Below are 19,986 nucleotides of genomic sequence, written 5' to 3' on the forward strand. Positions count from 1 at the left end.
CGTTAACAATAGAATTAGCATTAACATTAACAGCAGTTATAGGGTTTCTTAAAATTATGCATATCAGTTGTTAGAGGGTGCGATATTTATTTAGAAAAAGCCGTTTTAGATACTAATAGATATAATTAAGAAAAGACTTAATGACTAAAGAAAATAAGCATTTTACACTTCAATTATAATAGGGAGGATCATTGGTTTTCTTTTTGTATGTGAGTATATAAAGTGACCAAGTGATTCTCGTATTTCTCTTTTTAGAACATTCCATTGATTAATATGTGCTTTTTGTAATCTGTTGACAGTTTCTACAACTAATTGATTAATTTTATTTAAGAAATCTTCTGAGTCCCGAACATATACAAACCCACGAGAAATTGTATCAGGGCCAGAAATTATTTTCTCTTCTGTTTTACTCAAGGTTATAACTATTACAAGCATACCATCTTCAGAAAGTTGTTTGCGATCGCGCAATAAGGCGTTTCCAACATCTCCAATACCTAAGCCATCTACATATATATTACCCGCAGTTATACGTCTTGTTTGCATAGCAGTTTGATTTTTAATATCAACAACATCTCCATTGCCGATAACATAAATATTATCTTTCTTGACACCAACAGATTCTGCCAATTGACGGTGATGATGTAACATTCTAAATTCACCGTGTATGGGAATGAAATATTTAGGTTTCATTAAAGTAAGCATCAATTTTAATTCCTCTTGATATGCATGTCCAGAAACGTGCATTCCTGTTGAACTTCCAGATCCATAAATAACATTTGCTCCTAATAGATATAAGTTATCTATAATACGTGAAACATTACGCTCATTTCCTGGTATGGGGGATGCAGACAAAATGACTGTGTCACCTGGTAAAATATCAACTTGTCGATAGTTGCCACTAGATAATCGGGACAGAGCAGCCATAGGTTCACCTTGACTACCAGTGCAAAGTATAGCGACTTTTTCGGGTTCCATTTGATTAATCTCATTTGCTTCGATTAACATGCCTTCAGGTATATTCAAATAGCCTTGTTCTAAGGCGACAGAAACTACGTTCACCATACTTCTTCCGAGGAGGGCAAGCTTTCTATTTGTTTTTAAAGCGGCATCTACTATTTGCTGTACACGATTCACATTAGAAGCAAAGGTAGATATAATAACTTTGCTGTGAGCCTTTACAAAGGCTTCTTCAATTTTTTCGCCTACTAATCGTTCTGATGGAGTAAATCCAGAACGTTCGGCATTCGTACTTTCTGAGAGGAGAGCTAAAACTCCGTTACTTCCGATATTAGCCATTTTGTGAATGTCTGGATATTGATTGTTTATGGGAGTCAAATCAAATTTAAAATCACCTGTATGGACTACTGTACCTTCTGGTGTATGAAAAGCAATCCCGAGGCAATCGGGAATACTATGATTTGTTTTGAAAAAAGATAGGTTTATCTGTCCGAATTCAATTAAAGACTCAGAGTCAATAACAATTAACTGTGTCGAATCTTGAAGTTTATGTTCTTTTAATTTAATGCCGATTAAGCCTAAGGTTAATTTTGTTGCGTAAATTGGTACATTCAATTGTTTTAAAAAATACGGAATACCTCCAATGTGATCTTCGTGTCCATGTGTAACAATTAAACCTCGAATTTTATCTTTATTTTCTTGTAAATATGTAACATCAGGTATTATTAAATCTATGCCTAATAAACTCTCGTCAGGAAACTTAGAACCACAATCAATGATTACAATGTCATCTGAATATTGTATGACATACATGTTTTTACCAATTTCATTAACGCCACCTAAAGCAAAAATAGATAGTTTATCATTTATTATACTCAAATGAATATCCTCCTCTTAAAACAAATTTACTTGAATCTATGTAAAGGTTTGTAACCAACTATTCATTAATAGTTGGTTACAGTTATCTCAAAGACCCATATCTTTTAATCCAGGACTATGCTCATTTGGCATTTCAGGAAGTTCTGGTACAGGAAAACCTTTTGGCGGGTCAGTTACTGCTAATGTTCCTTTGTTTCTACTTGGTGATTCACCTTGGAATATTTCTCCTATTCTTGTTGGATCTAAGCTAAAATTAAATTGTGCGTTATGGAATCCCATGTCTACATACTTTCTGCACTCTGGGTATTTATTAATATCATAGTTCGGCACAGGGAAGAGTTTCCCCCATTCAACACCCAATGTCTCTAAAGCTTTTGCGAAAGCATTTTGATGAGCATTATCACGTACAATTAAAAATGCAAGTGTTTCTCTAAAAGTTTGATTGGAACTCATTTCATAAATTCGAGTTTTTTGAAGTACACCTGTAGATTCAAGTACTACGTTATCTAATAAATCGCTAATTAAATTCCCATGACTATATACCCAAGATCCATTCCATGGGTTGCCAGCTGCATCAACAGGCAATGAACTTTGAGCACCTACAATAAAGTGGTGAGGATTTGCATGTTTAACCGCTTCATCAAGTGGTGCGTTGTCAACACCAGCATTTCCTGGCGTAGGTTCACCAGATCCAGTTAATAGTTGATTAATTGTATGTTGTACAAGTTCTACATGGCTTATTTCCTCTAAAAAAACACCTCGAAGTAAATCGCGATATTGCTTCTCTTTACCTCTAAAATTTGAGCTTTGGAAGAAGTATTGCATCATTGTACGCATTTCGCCATAATGCCCACCTAATATTTCTTGTAAAACTTTTGCGGCAGCTGGATCTGGCTTGTCCGGCTTGATAATATTAATCAGTTCTTCTTTATAATAAAACATGAAGTACACCTCTTTTAAGTTAGTTAACATTGTTATCGTGTCCGCTAATTGGTTACTTAATACTCAAATTCATTTTTTTACCAATAAATCATGATCTCAAAATGCAAATTCTTTTGGAAATAACTATTTTCGATATGAGATGAAAATGGGGGAATAGCTACTTACAATTTAATAAAAAAGATAAGATTACGGAGTGTAATCTTATCTTTTTATTAAGAATAATAAATTGTATCTTCAAGGTTTTAAAATGACTTTTATACAATCATCTTCACGATTATTAAAAATTTGATAACCATAGCTCGCTTCTTCAAGGGGGATTTTGTGTGTAATAATCTCTTTTGGATCGAATTCTTTGTTTATTATTTTTTCAAATAGTTCCGGCATAAAATGAATAACAGGTGCTTGTCCCATTTTAAGGTTAATATTTCTAACCCAAAATGCTCCGAGTGGAAATGCATTATAATTGCCACCATAAACGCCAGTCATTTGAACCGTTCCATATTTTCTTACGGCTTTCGTAGCGATTTGAATAGGGCCGAGAGTTCCGCCTTGTAATTTTAATTTTTGTTCTAGAAATTCTAGTGGCGATTTTTTTCCATCCATGCCCACGCAATCAATGACTACATCGGCACCGCCATGTGTGATTTCCTTTAAATGTTCTCCCATATCGGGGAATTTTGTAAACTCAAATACCTCAACATTGTTAATCTTTTTTGCATAATTTATACGATAATCTAAGTAATCGACTGCGATTACACGCTTAGCACCTTGCATCCAAGCAAATTTTTGTGTCATTAATCCAACAGGCCCGCAACCAAGGACGATAACAGTATCACCTGGCTTAACACCAGCGTTTATTACACTCCAATAGGCTGTTGGCAAAACATCGGATAAAAACAGTAAAGATTCATCTTCAAGTTCGCATGATTCTGGTATAACAAATGGAGTGAAATTTCCAAAAGGAACTTTTAAATATTCTGCTTGTCCACCTGGATGGTTACCAAATTTCTCTGTATAACCAAAGTATCCACCAGAATCATAATGAGGATTGGAGTTATCACATTGGCTTTCCATTTCATGTTGGCAATAAAAACAATGTCCACAAGAAACGTTGAAGGGGATGACAACACGATCTCCTTTTTTCACTTTAGTAACATCTGGACCAACTTCTTCAACAATGCCCATTGGCTCATGACCAATAATGTAACCTGGAGGTAAAGGCATGTTGCCCTGATATAAATGTAAATCAGAACCGCAAATAGCAGTTGAAGTAATTTTTACAATAATATCATCTTTTTTCTCTAACTTTGCATCATCAACCTGTTTAACTTGTACTTGGTTTGGTCCTTGATAGGTTACAGCTTTCATCTCATATCTCCTTAGGAATCATTTTTCATAATTTATCTCGCTATTTGCCGGCTGCCCGTAAAAGCCCGATTGATGAGGGCTGATAATCACCCGGGGATGAACAAAACCCCACTGATTAAAATTTCACTTTATATGTATCTCCTGATAAAATATAAATTTTTAGTAAAGAGAAACCTGTACATAGTGTTGTTATGAAAGTATGTTATAGCAACTCTTCTTTCTTATATCTTTTGCCCTATTTTAAGAAGAAACTCAATAATTATTCATAATCTAATTTCCATAAAAAGGATAATTATTATTTCATAATTTGTCGCATATTAAAAACATCGGAGGTGAAATAATATGGCAAACAATAATAGTGGAAATCGTAATGAATTATTAGTTCGAGGCGCTGAACAGGCTCTTGATCAAATGAAATATGAAATTGCACAAGAGTTTGGTGTACAACTTGGTGCAGATACAACAGCTCGTTCAAACGGATCTGTTGGTGGTGAAATTACAAAACGTTTAGTTGCAATGGCTGAACAACAACTTGGTGGTAGAGCTAACCGCTAAGAGAATTCGTATAAAATATAGCGAATATGTAAATCAATTTCTTTTGTATATGTATAAAAATAAAAACCCTTATAGTAAATGGATTCTCACTCAAAGATTATTGATAATCTTCTTTCATAATCTTTGGGTATTTAATTTGTAAACTACTTTCCTAAACAATAAACACGCAGTGTTGGAAAGGTGTTTTCCATGCATAGTAGAAAAGCTTTTGCAGGAAAAAGCATACTTAAAAATTTGATTTCAATATTGAAATCAATATTGATTATGATATTTTCGAAAGGGAGGAATTTAAAAATGGGTATTTTAAGTGGAAACCCTCAAAATGAACCGTTACATTACGGAGAAGTATTTGATATTTGGAGTTATCTTCTAGCCGCACAAGGTGGAATCGCAAGCCATCAAGTATTTATGAATCATACAGGTGACGAAGATTTGAAGAAGTTTTTAGAAAGCTTAATTGAAAATGATATGAATTCAGAAATAGAAGAGTTAAAAACTCTTTTAAAAGTTAATGGCGTAGCTTTACCGCCAGCTCCGCCAGAACGACCAGTTGCATCTATTGAAGACATTCCTCCTGGAGCACGTATTAATGATGCAGAAATTGCAGCAGCGGTTTCTACAGGATTAGCAGCTGGACTTGTGACATGTAGTCAAGTGATGGGAAAATGTCTTCGAGAAGATGTAGGGATGCTATTCGGACAATTTCATATGAAAAAAGCACAAGCAGGTGTAACTTTGCTACGTTTAAGTAAGAAAAAAGGGTGGGTAGTTCCACCTCCATTACATGTGAAAAACTCTGATCAAGCTTAATAAACAAAAATAAAAAAGTGGCATTGGCCACTTTTTTATTTTTTAGATGTATCCTCAACTTTGGATTTATTTATTGTAGAAGAATCCATATATTCATCTGACATTTCCATAGCATATTTATCATGATGATTGTGATTTCTTAATTCATCGTCGTTACGCAGTACTAACCTCTTCATATAAATGTGGAAGAAAACCTCTATTCCGCCAATAATTAAAGCGGCTAAGAATGAAGAAAGTCCAATATTACGAGTAGCATCTAAATTAGTAAACAAGTATGTTAAAAGCCAAATTCCGAAGAAGCTTAAGCCGAAATCTGCCATTGTAGCAATCGTATTTCCGTATTTAGGTAAAATGAAGAGATCGCCGATTAAATAGGCAGCTCCTGTTAAGAAAAGAGAAATGAGTAATACTCTAGGAATGGAAATGCCTTGAAAGATACTGAGTACGATAAGTAATACTGCAGTTATCGCTGTGTATTTAATTAATAAAGCAACAATATGTTTCATCATTTTCCTCCATTGTTTAAACGTATATGGAATAAAATATTTCATTAGAAACGGGTTATGCTTTTATATAGCGTAACCCGTTTCATTTTCTGATGGAGGCCTATTTATAATATCCCATGGCACGTATATTGTATTTCGTTCTCCTATACACTATTATGTTGGGCTTAAAGGGCATCAATTATACCTTTGAATTCACGGTCGTAATTACCAATTAATTAGCTATATATTTTAGCATGTAATTTAACATATTAAAGAAAGAAGGAGGTGAATGAACATGTCAAACAATAACAGTGGAAGCAGCAATCAATTATTAGTACGTGGCGCTGAACAAGCTCTTGATCAAATGAAATATGAAATTGCTCAAGAATTTGGCGTACAACTTGGTGCAGATGCAACAGCTCGTGCAAACGGATCTGTTGGTGGTGAAATTACGAAACGTCTTGTATCATTAGCTGAGCAACAACTTGGTGGTGGCGTTACTCGTTAATTTTATATATGAAATGGATATAAAGGAGAGGCATGCCGTCTCTCCTTTCTCATACATTTTTATTTGTTTAACTTTTAGACTCTCGAGGTTTTAAATACATAATGAATTTTTTGTGAAATAAAAGGATAAAAGATAAGAGGTTATATTTGATGCGAAAGGGGCAGAAAAAATGAAATATGAAGCGTTATTTACAGTTGAGATTTCTGTAGGAAGTGAGAGAGTAGCAAACCATAAAATAAAGGCACATGATGTCGTTGATGTTGTTGAAAAGCTTGCTGAAAAGTACTTAAGTAATCATGAGGGACATTCTCAAAATGAATAAAGGAGAATCGTAATATGACCTGTCATGATGTTAAGAACAAAACGAAAGAAAAAAAAGATTTAAAATGGTGGCAACTCTCACTTATTGGAATTGGTTGTACGATAGGAACGGGCTTTTTTTTAGGATCCAGTATAGGGATTAAAATAGGTGGATCTTCAATTATTCTTATTTTGATTTTAACTGGATTCACTACATATATTGTATTTGAAGCATTGGCAAAAATGGCTGTGGAAGATCCGCAAAAAGGATCGTTTCGCATTTATTCAAGAAAAGCTTTTGGAAATTGGGCGGGTTTTAGTCACGGATGGACATATTGGTGTTCGGAGTTGCTTATTATGGGCAGCCAGTTAAGTGCGTTAGGAATCTTTTCACGTTACTGGTTCCCTAAAATACCACTATGGATATTTGCTGCTGTATATGGAGTAGCGGCTATATTAATTATTTTTATAGGGGTAAAGATATTCGAACGTTTAGAAAAATGGATGGCTATTATAAAAATCGTTGCTATTGTGGGGTTTATTGTAATTGCCATTTTAGTTATTTTAGGATTTATAAAGGGTGGTTTATATAAGGCACAAATCCCGCGTAATTTTAAAGACTGGTTCCCAAATGGATTAAAAGGCACTTGGTCCTCTCTAATTTATGCATTTTATGCATTTGGAGGAATCGAAATTATGGGGTTAATGACAATAAGACTGAAAGACCCTAAAGATGCACAAAAGTCAGGAAGAGTAATGTTAATGATTTTAACGATTATTTACGTAGTCTCTTTAGGGTTGGCAATTATGATGGTTCCGTTAAATCAGTTTAATACGAAAGAAAGTCCTTTTGTAATAGCGTTACAAGACTATAATTTACCGTATGTGCCATTTATTTTAAATGTAGTATTAATTTTAGCGGGCTTTTCAACGTTAGTTGGTTCATTATTTGCAGTGACAAGTGTATTAATGAACTTAGCTGAAGAGGGTGATGCACCTGCGATGTTTGCGAAAAAAAACAAGAAGAATATCTCTTTTCCAGCTTTAATTCTTATCATAATGGGGCTTGGTGCTTCTATCCTTAGCGCTTTATTACTACCAAAAAATATATATGAATATGTAACAACTGCAGCTGGATTAATGTTGTTGTATACATGGAGTTTAATTCTTCTTTCCTTTTGGAGACTAATGAATCCAAAAGGGTGGATGCAGATAAAAAGTATTATTGGTCTTATTATGATTGCACTAGCTGTTAGTGGAACACTATTACAAAAAACAACGCGTTTTGGTTTCTTAGTGAGCTTGTTGTTTTTAGGAATAGTTATTATTGTTACTATAATTGTTCATTTTGTCTCACGAAAAAGGAATCCAGCTATATGAAGTATCTTTCTTTTCACACCATGAATAGTATGTCAGAACTAAATAATAGAAGTTATTGAAAAATGATTTGGTAAGTTTGAAAACCAAAATATAATCCATAAATAATAAGTGATATTCCAGATACTACTGTTATAAGAGACAATATACGTGTATTCAAAATTTTACGAAATATACTAGATGTACTTGCCATCGTAATATCCCAAATAAAAATGCCTAAAATAATCCCGAAACTATATAACAAAAGCTGCTCTTTATTATAGGAAGAAGCGGCTTTTGCTAATATAGAGCCGAAAATTCCAAGCCAAAATAGAATTGTTAATGGATTAGATAAGGACATAAAAAAACCAGAAAAAAAGCTTTTAATAACTGAATCATCATTTCTCGTATTACTAATGCTAATTTGATTTGCATTTTTTAAACTTTCGATACCTGTATAGATTAAAACAAAAGCGCCGAAAGACCATAAGAAAAGTTTTATAATATCTTTTTCGAGGAAATGAATGACACCTAAATAAATAAGTGCCATGTAGATGACATCTGCAAGTAAGGCTCCTATGCCAAGAATCCAAGCGTGAAAAAACCCACTCCTAATACCTTTTTCTAACTGTGCAGCATTAATAGGCCCCATTGGAGCAGATAATGATAAACCTAAGAAAACATAGCTTAAAAATATGCCCACGTATGATATGCTCCTCCCACTAAATTTGATCTATATTAAATCTATTCAGTGGTTAAAGTTTGTACAACTAAATAATAAAAAGTGGAGTGGGTTACTTATTTTTATGCAAGTATTTTATTATTCGAGAAAAGGGACACTTGGATGGAATTGTTTCATCATCACGTAAAAAATATTGTTGCCATTCATAATTATCTTTTTCACCATAATCTTTAAGAGAAGGGTGAATAGGAGCTTTGTCATAAGCGGCTAGACGTTGACGTATTAAGTTTTTTAGTTTTCTACTGCGTTTCTCAGAATTCATAATTCCCTGTAAAACCCACCTAGGAGTTAAAGCAAGCATCATACATGAAAAATGTCTACTTTGTCTATTGACATGGGCAGGTGTAGCGCAGTAAACAAAATATGATTCATTATGAAAGCAAAATTCCCAAGTGTTTTCCATAGGATCATTTGGAATGTGCATAGGCCATTCCATTTCGTCCAAACGGCTAGTTGTATTAAGTAGAGACCAATAAATATGTTCAAAATCTTCAACTGTAGTTTCTCGCAGTAAATCTATTGGTGTATGAATAAAAACAATAAGTGAAGCGTATTGCCCTGTGTCTCTAGAACATTCCGTATATTCTTTAAGTAATGTGGCAAAATCAGCGCTAGTATTCGTATCTCTAGGATCACCTATGAATCCGTACCGGAGGTGATTGGCTGTAAAGCCGTGTTGAGCTGGGATACAAGGGAACGGCTTATTTTTATCTGTCATTTTTAATTTAAAAGAATGGAAAGCTTCTTGTTGCCAATGTGGAAGGTTAGTAATATTTTTTTGTAAAGAGTCTTTATCATAAAGCATAGTCATCTTTTTATCCCTCCTAAGTCATAATATATAACCTATTAATTATTTAAAAATAGGTGACTAACACGGCTAGAATAATTATTTTTTAATCTATAAAAATAAAATGATTTAATGAAGAATCCCCTTCAATGTAGTTACTTTAATAGTTGATCTTTAATAACGTATAAATTTAAGTAGCTATAAAATTTGAAAAATATATAAGGAATATGTAGGTACAATGTTCACATTTATATTTTCTAACTAATATGGTTTATAACGAAACAAGAAGGGATGTATTATGATGGGGATTTTTAAGGAAGAAAAAATTAAATTTATAGATTGTAAAGGCGAGGAAGTCATTTTGAAAATCAAAATTAAGGATATAAAAAAGTAGGGAAGAGGAATTAAGGATACTTTATTGTGATTAACATAGAAGGATGAAAAGTAACCATGAATTAGATTGAAATGAATTCAGTAGTATAGGCCCTTTTTGAATTTTTTTGCATATTGTAGCATGAGTGAATATTAAGGGGGAACGTCTATGTCTTATCCTAATCAACTAGCTTGGCATGAAACATTGGAGTTACATGAATTAGTAGCATTTCAAGCAAACGGTTTAATCAAATTAAAAAAATCAGTTAGGAATGTACCTGATCAAGCACTTCAATCGTTATATATTAAAGCTATAAATGCCATCCAAAACAATTTACAAGAGTTAGTACAGTTTTATCCATATGCTCCTGGATTTCAATCGCAACATCGTGATGACACTGGATTTTACGCTGGAGATTTGCTTGGGTTAGCAAAGACATCTGTTCGAAATTATGCAATAGCGATTACTGAAACTGCAACGCCTCGTCTTAGAGAAGTTTTAATCCGTCAAATAAATGGTGCTATACAATTACATGCACAGGTTTTTAACTTTATGTATGAGCGTGGTTACTATCCAGCTTATGATTTAAAGCAACTATTAAAAAATGATGTTCAAAATGTGCAAAAGGCAATACAAATGCAATATTAAAATGAAGATTTGGAAATTATCATGAGAGAAAAACTATAGTTTATTTATAGAGGATCAAATAATTAAGACTATATGATAATTTCCATTGTTAATAAATTAATTAAATGCTAAAAATATAGATTCATTCTAAAATATTAAAGAAATTATACTAGCGCTATTTTAGAATGGTGAATTCCTTAAAGCTTTTTTAGTGAGTTTTAATAAAATATTAAATACGCTTGAGAATAAGTATTTATATGATACATCTAATTGAATGTTATTTTCCTTCGGCACTAAGTATGTTTAGCACGTTTTTCTTTTGGGAAAAATAAGAATATACATTAGTGGAAAGGATAGGATTTAATGTTTACCAAAACCGATAATACAAGCTATTTAACCTCTTCTGTTTATTTGACCCGTAATCTATGGTCAGGTATCTTGTTTGGGCTAGGGTTAGTAGCTTTTATAGATGAAACTATTTTTCATCAACTGCTACATTGGCACCATTTCTATGATAAATCTACAACAGATATTGGACTCATTTCAGATGGTCTTTTTCATGCTTTTAGTTGGTTTGCAACGATTGGTTCCTTGTTTATGGTTGCTGATCTCCGCCGTAGAAATGCATTTTGGTTGAAAAGATGGTGGAGCGGATTAATGCTTGGTAGTGGTGGATTTCAATTATATGACGGTATAATTCAACACAAACTAATGAAAATACATCAGATTCGATATGTAGATAATGTTCTTATCTACGACGTAATATGGAATATAATTGCGACTGTAATGCTCTTAATTGGCATTCTGCTAGTTTTTCAGACAAGAACTGATGAAAGATTATTGAGAGGTAAAAGCTTAAATGAACAATAACCATCTTCATCATGAAATATGGAATGCACTGGATATTTTACTATTCGTATTCATTTTAATTATGTTAATAATTTATATAGTAGCCACGATTTTATCAAATAGCCATTACAAACGATGGCCGTTATATCGAAGTGTCTTCTGGATTTTAGGACTTATTTGTGTGGCAATAGCAGTTGTTGGGCCCTTAGCTCATCGTGCTCATAATGATTTCACAGTGCATATGCTTGTGCATTTACTCCTTGGGATGCTTGCTCCAATTTTTATAGCATTAGCCGCTCCAATGACTCTTTTTTTACGAACGCTCAATGTGAAAGCAGCACGACGTCTTTCAAGGATACTAAAGAGTAGGCCTCTACAACTTCTTACTCATCCAATTATCGCAACCTTACTTAATTTAGGAGGACTATGGATTCTCTATACGACTAGCTTATACTCGATGATGCACGAAAGTATACTTCTTCATTTGTTCATACATTTCCACGTTTTTATTGCAGGATATCTGTTTACCACATCAATGATTTATGTTGATTTAATATCCCATAGGTATAGCTATACGTACCGATCAATTATTTTAATAATTGCATCAGCTGGTCATGGGATATTATCAAAATACATATATGCTCATCCGCCTGCTTGTGTAGTTACTAAACAAGCAGAAATTGGGGGCGTGCTGATGTATTATGGCGGAGATTTCGTTGATATTGTTCTTATTTTTATACTTTGTTTGCAATGGTCTAGGGGTAGCAGAAAGAGAACAAAAGTTAATAATGTAGTAAGGGCATGGGATGTATCGGATTTTTTGAAACTAAAAACTTTGAAATGAAATGTAGTTAAACTGTATTATGGATTAAGTATGGTATGAACAAAATTTAAAAAAGTATGTTAAAAGTAAAAAGAGCAGTTATTTATTATGACTGCTCTTTTTTATGGTAAGAAGTACAACCTGGGTAAGAAGCAGGCTACACTACAGGTAGTGTTTGCGGAATATCGAGTTTTATTCAACAAGGATAGTTCCATTCTTAAAATAGAGAGGTCGCCTAAGGTTATTGTTTTCACATATTTTAACATTCTTTGACATTTTGATTTTGTGAGACATTTTAGTTTTTTGTTTAATTTATGTTTTTATCTACATATTTTCCATAATCAGGTGTAGCAATTTTATCAAATTCTTGAACCAGTGTATTGAGGCTTGTTGATAGCAATTCACCTGACATTGGTATCCCATGTCCAGTAATAGCGACTAGAGGCTTTAATTCTTCTAATTTAATGACTGATTCTTTAGCTGCTTTCCAGTCTGTTGTTAAATAACGAGGGGGTCCGCTTATTTCCTGTTCTTGAGTTATTACTTTATACAGATACTCCTGTTTCACTGTAACAAAAGCGTCCCCAGCAATTAAAGTTCGGTCCTTCTCTCTGAATAATGAAATATGCCCAGGAGTATGCCCTGATGTATGAATCCATCTAAACTCTGGCATATAGGGAACAGTTCCATCGGTAGGTAGTGCTTTTACGCTATTTCCTAAATCAATCGGTTCATTAGGGAACAGGGGAGACATTTTCGCTACCATACCACCTTCAACTGTTGGATCTGGTTCAGGATAGCTTTGTTGTCCAGTCAAAAACGGTATCTCCATTTGATGGGCATAGACTGGAACATCCCAATATTTAATGAGTTCAATTATTCCTCCAACATGATCAAAATGGCCGTGAGTTAAAATAATTGCTTTTGGGCGACTATTGGTACCAAATCGATTCTCAGCGATAGAGATAATTTCATTTGCACATTTAGGCATTCCAGCGTCAACTAAAACAAAATCATCGGTATGCGGATTCCCAACAAAACATATGTTGACGATTTGAATCGTGTAGCAAAACAAATCAGGCAATACTTCGATGCCATGACCACTTTCAATTGAAGTTGCTGGAATAAACTTATAATCACTTCCATAATTCATCTCATTGTCCACTTTTTATCCCCCTTACTATATGTTAATACGACATTATAGTTCCCTAATTTCTCAAATCCATTTTGGAGGATTTGAGAAAAGAATGAGTGGGGGATTAAAAAAACAATAATTTACTCCTAGAATTAAGGTGGAGACATATCAATTTATATAAAGTGCAAACAAAAAATATTGATTGTAAAGTCGTAGTTTCTACTATTATTTTGAGTTTAAGTGTATATCTTTTAAGAGGATATACCAAGTTCTTTTATTTTGATAATTACTTGAAACTTGAATAGGGAAAACATGATCAAGCCCCCATTCTAATTCGTTTATTTCATTTTCAAGTCCTGTTGGATAGAGTAAAAGAATCTTAAAATTATTTTTAACAATATTCGATAAAACGGTTTGTAATTCTAGTGCTTCAGTCAAGTTTCCGCCCCATCTAACAAATAAAATGGATTGTGAATGATGAATTTTTTCGTAAAAGTTATCAATTCTTCGATCTAATTTTTGTTTAAAATCATGGTATGTGATGAACCAATCTTCATTTGGAATAACAGGGAAATCATGATAAGATGTTACGTTATATTTTGTGTCTTTTATAATATGAGAAAAAACAGGTTGTATCACACCATCATTAAACACAATATTTTGTTCCTGCATTGCGTGCATGTTTTTTAAATCCATAAAGTCTATAAAATTATTTTTCAATAATGTGTTGATAGAAGAAAGATTCGGTGATTCAAACCAATCTAGAGGACCTGAATATTTCCGCAGCCTATATTTTTTCAGATGGATAGCGGTATAACAATTTTCCCCTAAACTAATAACATCATCATAAATTCCTTGAAGTTTTTTCATTTCCAATACAATCATCCTTTTTTTGGGAAAATAGGAGAACTAATTCATTATAAATAATATATGTATGTATAAAACCTCCTGTGAAAAGGCTCACAGGAGGTTAAACTAAAGCGTATTTCGAGTTATATACTATTTGTCGAGGTAAGAATTGTGTGTGATAATTAATGGCGTGTTATAAAAAAGGAGAAAAACAGAAGTACATTGAAGTTAGTTGTGAATAAATTATAATTTAAAATTGAGCGGAAATAAGGAGCCCCAGTTACTTCATTATGCAACTGGGGCATTTTTTAATCTCTTCCTAACTTAATTATATCATGTAAATCAAGTTCGAAATAGACTGTTTCTTCTCATTTACTACTGTTACAATCAAGAACACATGAATAGTAAGGAGAGGTGCCAAATGAGTTCTTTCGTTCTCGGTTTTCAGGAAATAGAAAAAACACAGCTTTTTCTCGTTGGTGGAAAAGGATTGAATTTAGGGGAGTTATCCAATATTCAAGGGATACAAGTGCCAGAAGGTTTTTGTGTTACAACGGTAGGGTATGAACAGGCCATCGGAAAAAATGAAGCATTTCAAACTTTGTTGAATCAATTAAAAATGCTAAAAATTGAGGAACGAGATCAAATTGGTGAAATTAGTAAGAAGATTAGAGCAGTCATTATGGCGGTGGAAATTCCAGTTGATGTAGTGGAATCAGTAGCTCATTATCTCTCGCACTTTGGCGATGAACATGGGTATGCAGTGCGTTCGAGTGCTACTGCTGAAGATTTACCGTATGCCTCGTTTGCTGGTCAACAAGATACGTATTTAAATATTATTGGAAAAGAAAACATTTTGCAGCATATTAAAAAATGCTGGGCTTCTTTATTTACAGATCGAGCGGTTATATACCGAATGCAAAACGGTTTTGATCATAATCAAGTTTCTATATGTGTTGTCATTCAAAAAATGGTTTTCCCTGTGGCTTCAGGGATTTTATTTACTGCGGATCCGATTACTTCGAATAGGAAGGTGTTGTCAATCGATGCCAGCTTTGGACTTGGCGAAGCGCTAGTATCTGGATTGGTTTCTGCAGATAATTATAAGGTAAAAGAAGACGAAATCGTCGAAAAGGTCATCGCAACGAAAAAATTAGCCATCTATGGACGAAAAGAAGGCGGAACAGAGAGAAAGAAAATTACTCCTAATAAGCAAAAAGTTCAAACACTTACTGAACAACAGATTTTACAACTAGCACGCATCGGAAGACAAATCGAAGCTTATTTTGGTTGTCCGCAAGATATTGAATGGTGCTTAGTTGATGATACATTTTATATAGTCCAAAGCAGGCCAATTACGACTTTATATCCAATTCCAGAAGTAAATGATGGGGGAAATCACGTTTATATATCAGTTGGTCACCAACAAATGATGACCGATGCGATGAAACCATTAGGTTTATCCTTTTTCTTGTTAACGACTAATGCTCCTATGTGCAAAGCGGGAGGAAGGCTGTTTGTTGATGCTACGCAACAATTAGCTTTACCTGCTAGCAGAGATTATTTAGTAAACACTTTAGGGAAATCGGATCCACTCGTAAGAGATGCATTAACGACTATAATCGAACGAGATTATTTTATTAAATTATTACCGGATGAAGAAAAAGAAAAGAGTGCTAGTAAAAGTAAGCCACCAGTAAGTTCGCAACCAGAAATCGAAATTGATCCAGCAATCGTTACAGATTTAATAAAAAATAGTGAAGCATCAATCGAAGAGTTAAAGCGAAACATGCAAACGAAATCAAGGGTGGATGTACTTGATTTTATTTTGGAAGACATTCAGCAATTAAAGAAAGTATTATTTAACCCGCAAAGTATAGCGGTCATTATGGCAGGTATGAATGCTTCGGCTTGGATCAATGAAAAAATGGAGCAATGGCTAGGCGAAAAGAATGTAGCAGACGCGCTTTCTCAATCGGTACAAAATAATATTACGTCAGAAATGGGGCTAGCATTAATGGATGTTGCTGATGTGATTCGGCCGTATCCAGAAGTTATTGCGTATTTACAACATGTAGAAGAGGATAACTTTTTAGATGAACTTGTTCAGTATAACGGCGGAGAAAAAACTCGAGATACAATCATTGCTTTCCTAAATAAATATGGAATGAGATGTAGCGGAGAAATCGACATTACGAAAACGCGCTGGAGTGAGAAGCCAACAACCATTATCCCAATGATATTAAATAATATAAGAGACTTTGAATATGGTGCGAGTAAGCGGAAGTTTGAAGAAGGACTGCAAGAAGCTTTGAAAAAAGAAGAAGAATTATTAGACCGATTGCAGCACGTGCCGGATAGTAAACAAAAAGTAGAAGAAACGAAGCGAATGATTCGTAATATCCGTAATTTTATTGGCTATCGTGAATATCCAAAATACGGTATGATTAATCGTTATTTCATATATAAGCAGGCGTTATTGAAAGAAGCTGAGCAACTTGTGCAGAGCGGTGTCATTCATGAAGTTGATGATATTTACTATTTAACTTTTGAAGAGCTTCACGAAGTTGTTCGCACGAAGAAACTAGATTACGAAATTATTCATAAACAAAAAAATGATTATAAATTATATGAAAAACTAACGCCTCCGCGTGTAATGACGTCTGATGGAGAAATCATTACAGGTAAATATAAACGTGAAAACCTTCCAGCTGACGCAATTGTAGGCCTGCCTGTTTCTTCAGGAGTGATTGAGGGAAGAGCTCGCGTTATTTTAAACATGGAAGAAGCGAATTTAGAAGAAGGAGATATATTAGTTACTGCGTTTACTGACCCTGGCTGGACACCATTATTTGTATCTATAAAAGGATTAGTCACTGAAGTCGGCGGGCTGATGACCCATGGAGCGGTTATCGCACGTGAATATGGATTACCAGCAGTTGTCGGGGTAGAGAATGCTACGAAATTAATAAAAGATGGGCAACGAATACGGGTACATGGAACAGAAGGGTATATTGAAGTGTTGTAATGAAATAAAAGATCATCCGCTATAAATAGTGGATGATCTTTTATTTTGCAACAACTCATTTCTTTAAACCAGCCGCATAAAAAGGACCATGAACTGCGATTGTTGATAAAAAGCGAGCAATCTCCTCAGGTGTTTCTTTTTGTCCACTATTTAACCATTGTTGGATGACACCTATATGCGCAGATGCCATATAAGAAGTTAAGTATTATTGCGACACTTGTAATTGGGTTTGGTCTTACATGGATTGCGGATGGGATGGTAGGGTTAAATATCTCGAACTTCACGGATAAAGCTCTATTCTTATCCATTACTTCTTTTAGTTTCTTCTTAATGATATCTGCGGTACTTTCATTAGTTGGGCTAAAAGGGATCGGTTTATTCGCTTTATTACTATTCTTCGGGGCGCCGTTATTATCGTTAGCACCTGAGATGTTGTCTCCGTTTTATCAAGACTGGGTTTACTCATGGTTACCAATGAAATTTATGATTGAAGGCCTAAGAGAAATCTTCTTCTTCGGAAAAGGGTTAAGTTGGAATACTCCTGTTACTGTACTCGTTTGGATTGGTATAGTAAGTATGGTTACTATATTAGCAACTGCACTCAAACGTAGTGTAGTAAAAGGGCATGAAACAGAATTGAATGCTTAAAAACAAGCTGTTTCACTAATTAGTGAAACGGCTTGTTTTTGATTTTTTCTCAATGTAAATGCCTGATTGTTGAAAAGTGTATTGTTTAGAATTAAGTCGGAATCTCTAAAAATCGCGTACGTTCCAAACAATCTCACCACGTTCATCATCCCACGTACTGTGATGACGCTTAAATCCTATCTTTTCTAGTACCCGGAGGGAAGCGATATTCCAAGCACCTACAGTCGACCAAAGTCTTTGGCGCCCAGTAGCAATCGCTGCGTCCAGTACAATAGATGCCGCCTCAGTCGCATAACCTTTACCATGAACGCTACGGAACAACTCGTATGCAACCTCCGGCTCTTCAATTGTGGAACGTCCAATAATTAAGCCACAGTATCCGATGAAATCACCTTCATTGCGCCTTCGAATAGTGAGAAGAGAAATGCCATTTTCGTCTGCCTTCTTGCGCATCTCAATGAGCCGGTTACGAACGGAATCAACGGCTGGAATGTCCACGCCACGTTCGCCAATTAATTTGCTCAGCCAAACGGAATCGGATTCCTCCCACATACTAAGCTCAAGTCTTTCGGTTTTCAGCTGGAAGGCCATAGTTTTAAATAAAGATGGCATAGTGGTACCTCCTAGTTATATGACTGGATTCATAATAGCTTCGCATCTCAACACCACATCTGGTTGGAAACCTGATTCATTCGCGAATTTATAGCAACAGCGTACAAAAAAATAGTGATATTTTATCCGCTATTTGTCGTGTAGTAAAATCCCCACTGAATATAGTTTCACTTTATGAATAAGCAATTCCTTTGCAAAATAGACCCTTTTCTCAAACTTTTCTTTCAATCTAAAGCCGTCCCGTTATATACATAGGCTCCTACTATTTCTAAATGCATAAAATGTTAAGCGAAAGTATGAAGGGATACGATGTATAATTCGAATTATTATGATTGGTATAGACAAAATGATAAGTTGATTAGTGATATTGAAAAAGCTATAAATGGAGAGTATAGCGCTATAAGCTGCTATGCAAAATTAGCGAATATGGCTCCAAATCAAGTAGAACAAAAATAAATTTTTGAAATTCGTAATGATGAAATAAAGCATTTCCACAACTTTTTACAAATTTATACGAACTTAACTGGCAGGCAGCCGAAAGCACAAATTACTGAAAACTGTTCGAATACGTATTTACAAGGATTAGAGTTTGCTATACAAGATGAACAAAATCATGCAGTATGGTTTTTATATTACTTCCTGAAGTCGAAGTGAGCATTAAGAATGAACGGCTAATGTGGTGCATATATTAGAAAACATTTTAAAACGTAGTGCAACAATTGAATGAAATATTTAAATGTAAGCAGAAGGAAACCGTTTCGCTAGTAGTGGAGCGGTTTTTTATGATGTACATATGTATCGACAAAATATAGTAATTACATTTGATATATAATGTATGAAATGAAAATGAATAAGTTAGGAGCAGACATATGAAAAGAGGGATTACAGTAGATATTCTAGATGGATATGATAATTTACTTTGGAAAGTATTAAAGCCAATTGATATTACTGTATTTGATTGGCAAGTCATGGGAAGGGAGGAAGCTTATATAATAATAGGGAATGAATTAGGTCCAGAATTATTTTCAGAAGATAACGAGATCATGGAAGGATCAGAATTAAAAAAGCTAATAAAAGATAACATATATTATCTTTTATTTTTAGATCTAAAAGCATGTCCAAAAGGAGAGGTACTAGGAGAAATTGCAACATTTGAAGAATTTAAGGAGAGTAAGTGTGAAGTAGTCGTATTAGTAGCGGATGGTGAGTATATACAAATTTATGCGAAAAACCAAGAAGAGATTGAAATGATGTATGAAAACGCAGTGAATCAAGGATTTTATGTAGAATATATTACAGATGAAAATGATGGAAGGACTCGTTTGTCAGTATGGTAGCAATTTGAAAGGGGAA

Annotated in this window: 19 protein-coding genes and 3 pseudogenes; 12 read left to right on the forward strand and 10 right to left on the reverse strand. The window is 34.2% G+C overall.

Annotated elements, in window-relative coordinates:
* Positions 1 to 162: 162 nt before the first annotated feature.
* The 3 genes from AC0OM3_RS09900 to AC0OM3_RS09910 form a co-directional block, all read right to left on the reverse strand.
* Positions 163 to 1,836, reverse strand: a complete 1,674-nt coding sequence (locus tag AC0OM3_RS09900) for a ribonuclease J (RefSeq protein WP_000022522.1) — start codon at positions 1,834 to 1,836, stop codon at positions 163 to 165.
* Between the two features lie 87 nt (positions 1,837 to 1,923).
* Positions 1,924 to 2,778 (reverse strand): manganese catalase family protein, encoded by an 855-nt coding sequence (locus tag AC0OM3_RS09905; RefSeq protein ID WP_000500355.1) that lies wholly within the window; start codon positions 2,776 to 2,778, stop codon positions 1,924 to 1,926.
* Between the two features lie 234 nt (positions 2,779 to 3,012).
* Positions 3,013 to 4,146, reverse strand: a complete 1,134-nt coding sequence (locus AC0OM3_RS09910) for a zinc-dependent alcohol dehydrogenase (protein WP_000649073.1) — start codon at positions 4,144 to 4,146, stop codon at positions 3,013 to 3,015.
* A gap of 342 nt (positions 4,147 to 4,488) precedes the next feature.
* Between AC0OM3_RS09910 and sasP the strand changes: the two genes are divergently transcribed.
* Together sasP and AC0OM3_RS09920 are read left to right on the forward strand one after the other, a co-directional pair.
* Positions 4,489 to 4,701 carry a small acid-soluble spore protein, SasP family gene (sasP, locus tag AC0OM3_RS09915; protein WP_000002833.1) on the forward strand — a complete coding sequence of 71 codons (213 nt, stop codon included), beginning with the start codon at positions 4,489 to 4,491 and terminating at the stop codon, positions 4,699 to 4,701.
* A 294-nt stretch (positions 4,702 to 4,995) separates the two neighbouring features.
* The gene (locus AC0OM3_RS09920; RefSeq protein ID WP_000512139.1) at positions 4,996 to 5,511 is read left to right on the forward strand and encodes a DUF3231 family protein; all 516 of its coding nucleotides are present in this window, start codon (positions 4,996 to 4,998) and stop codon (positions 5,509 to 5,511) included.
* A 35-nt stretch (positions 5,512 to 5,546) separates the two neighbouring features.
* Here the strand turns inward: AC0OM3_RS09920 and AC0OM3_RS09925 are convergent, their stop codons facing one another.
* Entirely contained in the window at positions 5,547 to 6,017 is a 471-nt protein-coding gene (locus tag AC0OM3_RS09925; protein WP_474211614.1) for a YndM family protein, read from the reverse strand.
* Between the two features lie 274 nt (positions 6,018 to 6,291).
* Here AC0OM3_RS09925 and AC0OM3_RS09930 point away from each other — a divergent pair, with 274 nt between their 5' ends.
* From AC0OM3_RS09930 to AC0OM3_RS09940, 3 genes are all read left to right on the forward strand, one after another.
* The gene (locus tag AC0OM3_RS09930; RefSeq protein ID WP_000069660.1) at positions 6,292 to 6,504 is read left to right on the forward strand and encodes an alpha/beta-type small acid-soluble spore protein; all 213 of its coding nucleotides are present in this window, start codon (positions 6,292 to 6,294) and stop codon (positions 6,502 to 6,504) included.
* A gap of 169 nt (positions 6,505 to 6,673) precedes the next feature.
* On the forward strand, positions 6,674 to 6,826 hold the full coding sequence (locus AC0OM3_RS09935; RefSeq protein ID WP_000872954.1) for a hypothetical protein: 153 nt from the start codon (positions 6,674 to 6,676) through the stop codon (positions 6,824 to 6,826).
* Positions 6,827 to 6,840: 14 nt separating this feature from the next.
* Positions 6,841 to 8,184 (forward strand): amino acid permease, encoded by a 1,344-nt coding sequence (locus AC0OM3_RS09940; protein ID WP_000128225.1) that lies wholly within the window; start codon positions 6,841 to 6,843, stop codon positions 8,182 to 8,184.
* 52 nt (positions 8,185 to 8,236) lie between these two features.
* On the opposite strand, the gene AC0OM3_RS09945 is transcribed toward AC0OM3_RS09940, so the two are convergent.
* The gene (locus tag AC0OM3_RS09945; protein ID WP_000510852.1) at positions 8,237 to 8,863 is read right to left on the reverse strand and encodes a LysE family transporter; all 627 of its coding nucleotides are present in this window, start codon (positions 8,861 to 8,863) and stop codon (positions 8,237 to 8,239) included.
* 91 nt (positions 8,864 to 8,954) lie between these two features.
* Positions 8,955 to 9,713 carry a YqcI/YcgG family protein gene (locus AC0OM3_RS09950; protein WP_474211617.1) on the reverse strand — a complete coding sequence of 253 codons (759 nt, stop codon included), beginning with the start codon at positions 9,711 to 9,713 and terminating at the stop codon, positions 8,955 to 8,957.
* A 517-nt stretch (positions 9,714 to 10,230) separates the two neighbouring features.
* Here AC0OM3_RS09950 and cotF point away from each other — a divergent pair.
* The 3 genes from cotF to AC0OM3_RS09965 all read left to right on the forward strand — a co-directional run bounded on the left by cotF (position 10,231) and on the right by AC0OM3_RS09965 (position 12,382).
* Positions 10,231 to 10,710: a spore coat protein CotF gene (gene cotF, locus AC0OM3_RS09955; protein WP_000121386.1), complete on the forward strand. Its 480-nt coding sequence runs from the start codon at positions 10,231 to 10,233 to the stop codon at positions 10,708 to 10,710.
* 342 nt (positions 10,711 to 11,052) lie between these two features.
* Positions 11,053 to 11,559: a DUF2243 domain-containing protein gene (locus AC0OM3_RS09960; protein WP_000494506.1), complete on the forward strand. Its 507-nt coding sequence runs from the start codon at positions 11,053 to 11,055 to the stop codon at positions 11,557 to 11,559.
* On the forward strand, positions 11,549 to 12,382 hold the full coding sequence (locus tag AC0OM3_RS09965) for a cytochrome c oxidase assembly protein (protein ID WP_474211621.1): 834 nt from the start codon (positions 11,549 to 11,551) through the stop codon (positions 12,380 to 12,382). Before AC0OM3_RS09960 ends, AC0OM3_RS09965 begins: the two co-directional genes overlap by 11 nt.
* Positions 12,383 to 12,668: 286 nt before the next feature.
* Here the strand turns inward: AC0OM3_RS09965 and AC0OM3_RS09970 are convergent, their stop codons facing one another.
* Both AC0OM3_RS09970 and AC0OM3_RS09975 read right to left on the reverse strand, forming a co-directional pair.
* Complete coding sequence (locus AC0OM3_RS09970) at positions 12,669 to 13,526, reverse strand: MBL fold metallo-hydrolase (RefSeq protein ID WP_474211623.1); 858 nt, start codon at positions 13,524 to 13,526, stop codon at positions 12,669 to 12,671.
* A gap of 195 nt (positions 13,527 to 13,721) precedes the next feature.
* Positions 13,722 to 14,381: a DUF1796 family putative cysteine peptidase gene (locus AC0OM3_RS09975; RefSeq protein WP_003301681.1), complete on the reverse strand. Its 660-nt coding sequence runs from the start codon at positions 14,379 to 14,381 to the stop codon at positions 13,722 to 13,724.
* 385 nt (positions 14,382 to 14,766) lie between these two features.
* Between AC0OM3_RS09975 and ppsA the strand changes: the two genes are divergently transcribed.
* Positions 14,767 to 17,373 carry a phosphoenolpyruvate synthase gene (gene ppsA / locus AC0OM3_RS09980; RefSeq protein ID WP_089149501.1) on the forward strand — a complete coding sequence of 869 codons (2,607 nt, stop codon included), beginning with the start codon at positions 14,767 to 14,769 and terminating at the stop codon, positions 17,371 to 17,373.
* Between the two features lie 55 nt (positions 17,374 to 17,428).
* On the opposite strand, the pseudogene AC0OM3_RS09985 reads toward ppsA, so the two are convergent.
* A pseudogene (locus AC0OM3_RS09985) lies at positions 17,429 to 17,578 on the reverse strand (TetR-like C-terminal domain-containing protein); the annotation flags it as partial.
* Between the two features lie 2 nt (positions 17,579 to 17,580).
* On the opposite strand from AC0OM3_RS09985, the pseudogene AC0OM3_RS09990 reads away from it, so the two are divergent.
* Positions 17,581 to 18,021: pseudogene (locus AC0OM3_RS09990) on the forward strand (ABC-2 transporter permease); the annotation flags it as partial.
* A 105-nt stretch (positions 18,022 to 18,126) separates the two neighbouring features.
* On the opposite strand, the gene AC0OM3_RS09995 reads toward AC0OM3_RS09990, so the two are convergent.
* Positions 18,127 to 18,633: a GNAT family N-acetyltransferase gene (locus AC0OM3_RS09995; RefSeq protein WP_001139525.1), complete on the reverse strand. Its 507-nt coding sequence runs from the start codon at positions 18,631 to 18,633 to the stop codon at positions 18,127 to 18,129.
* Between the two features lie 309 nt (positions 18,634 to 18,942).
* Here AC0OM3_RS09995 and AC0OM3_RS10000 point away from each other — a divergent pair.
* Together AC0OM3_RS10000 and AC0OM3_RS10005 are read left to right on the forward strand one after the other, a co-directional pair.
* Positions 18,943 to 19,287: pseudogene (locus tag AC0OM3_RS10000) on the forward strand (ferritin-like domain-containing protein).
* Between the two features lie 215 nt (positions 19,288 to 19,502).
* Positions 19,503 to 19,970, forward strand: coding sequence for a DUF2691 family protein (locus AC0OM3_RS10005; RefSeq protein ID WP_000820197.1), 468 nt, complete (start codon positions 19,503 to 19,505; stop codon positions 19,968 to 19,970).
* Positions 19,971 to 19,986: the final 16 nt, after the last annotated feature.

Source organism: Bacillus sp. FAU20 (genome assembly GCF_056033865.1).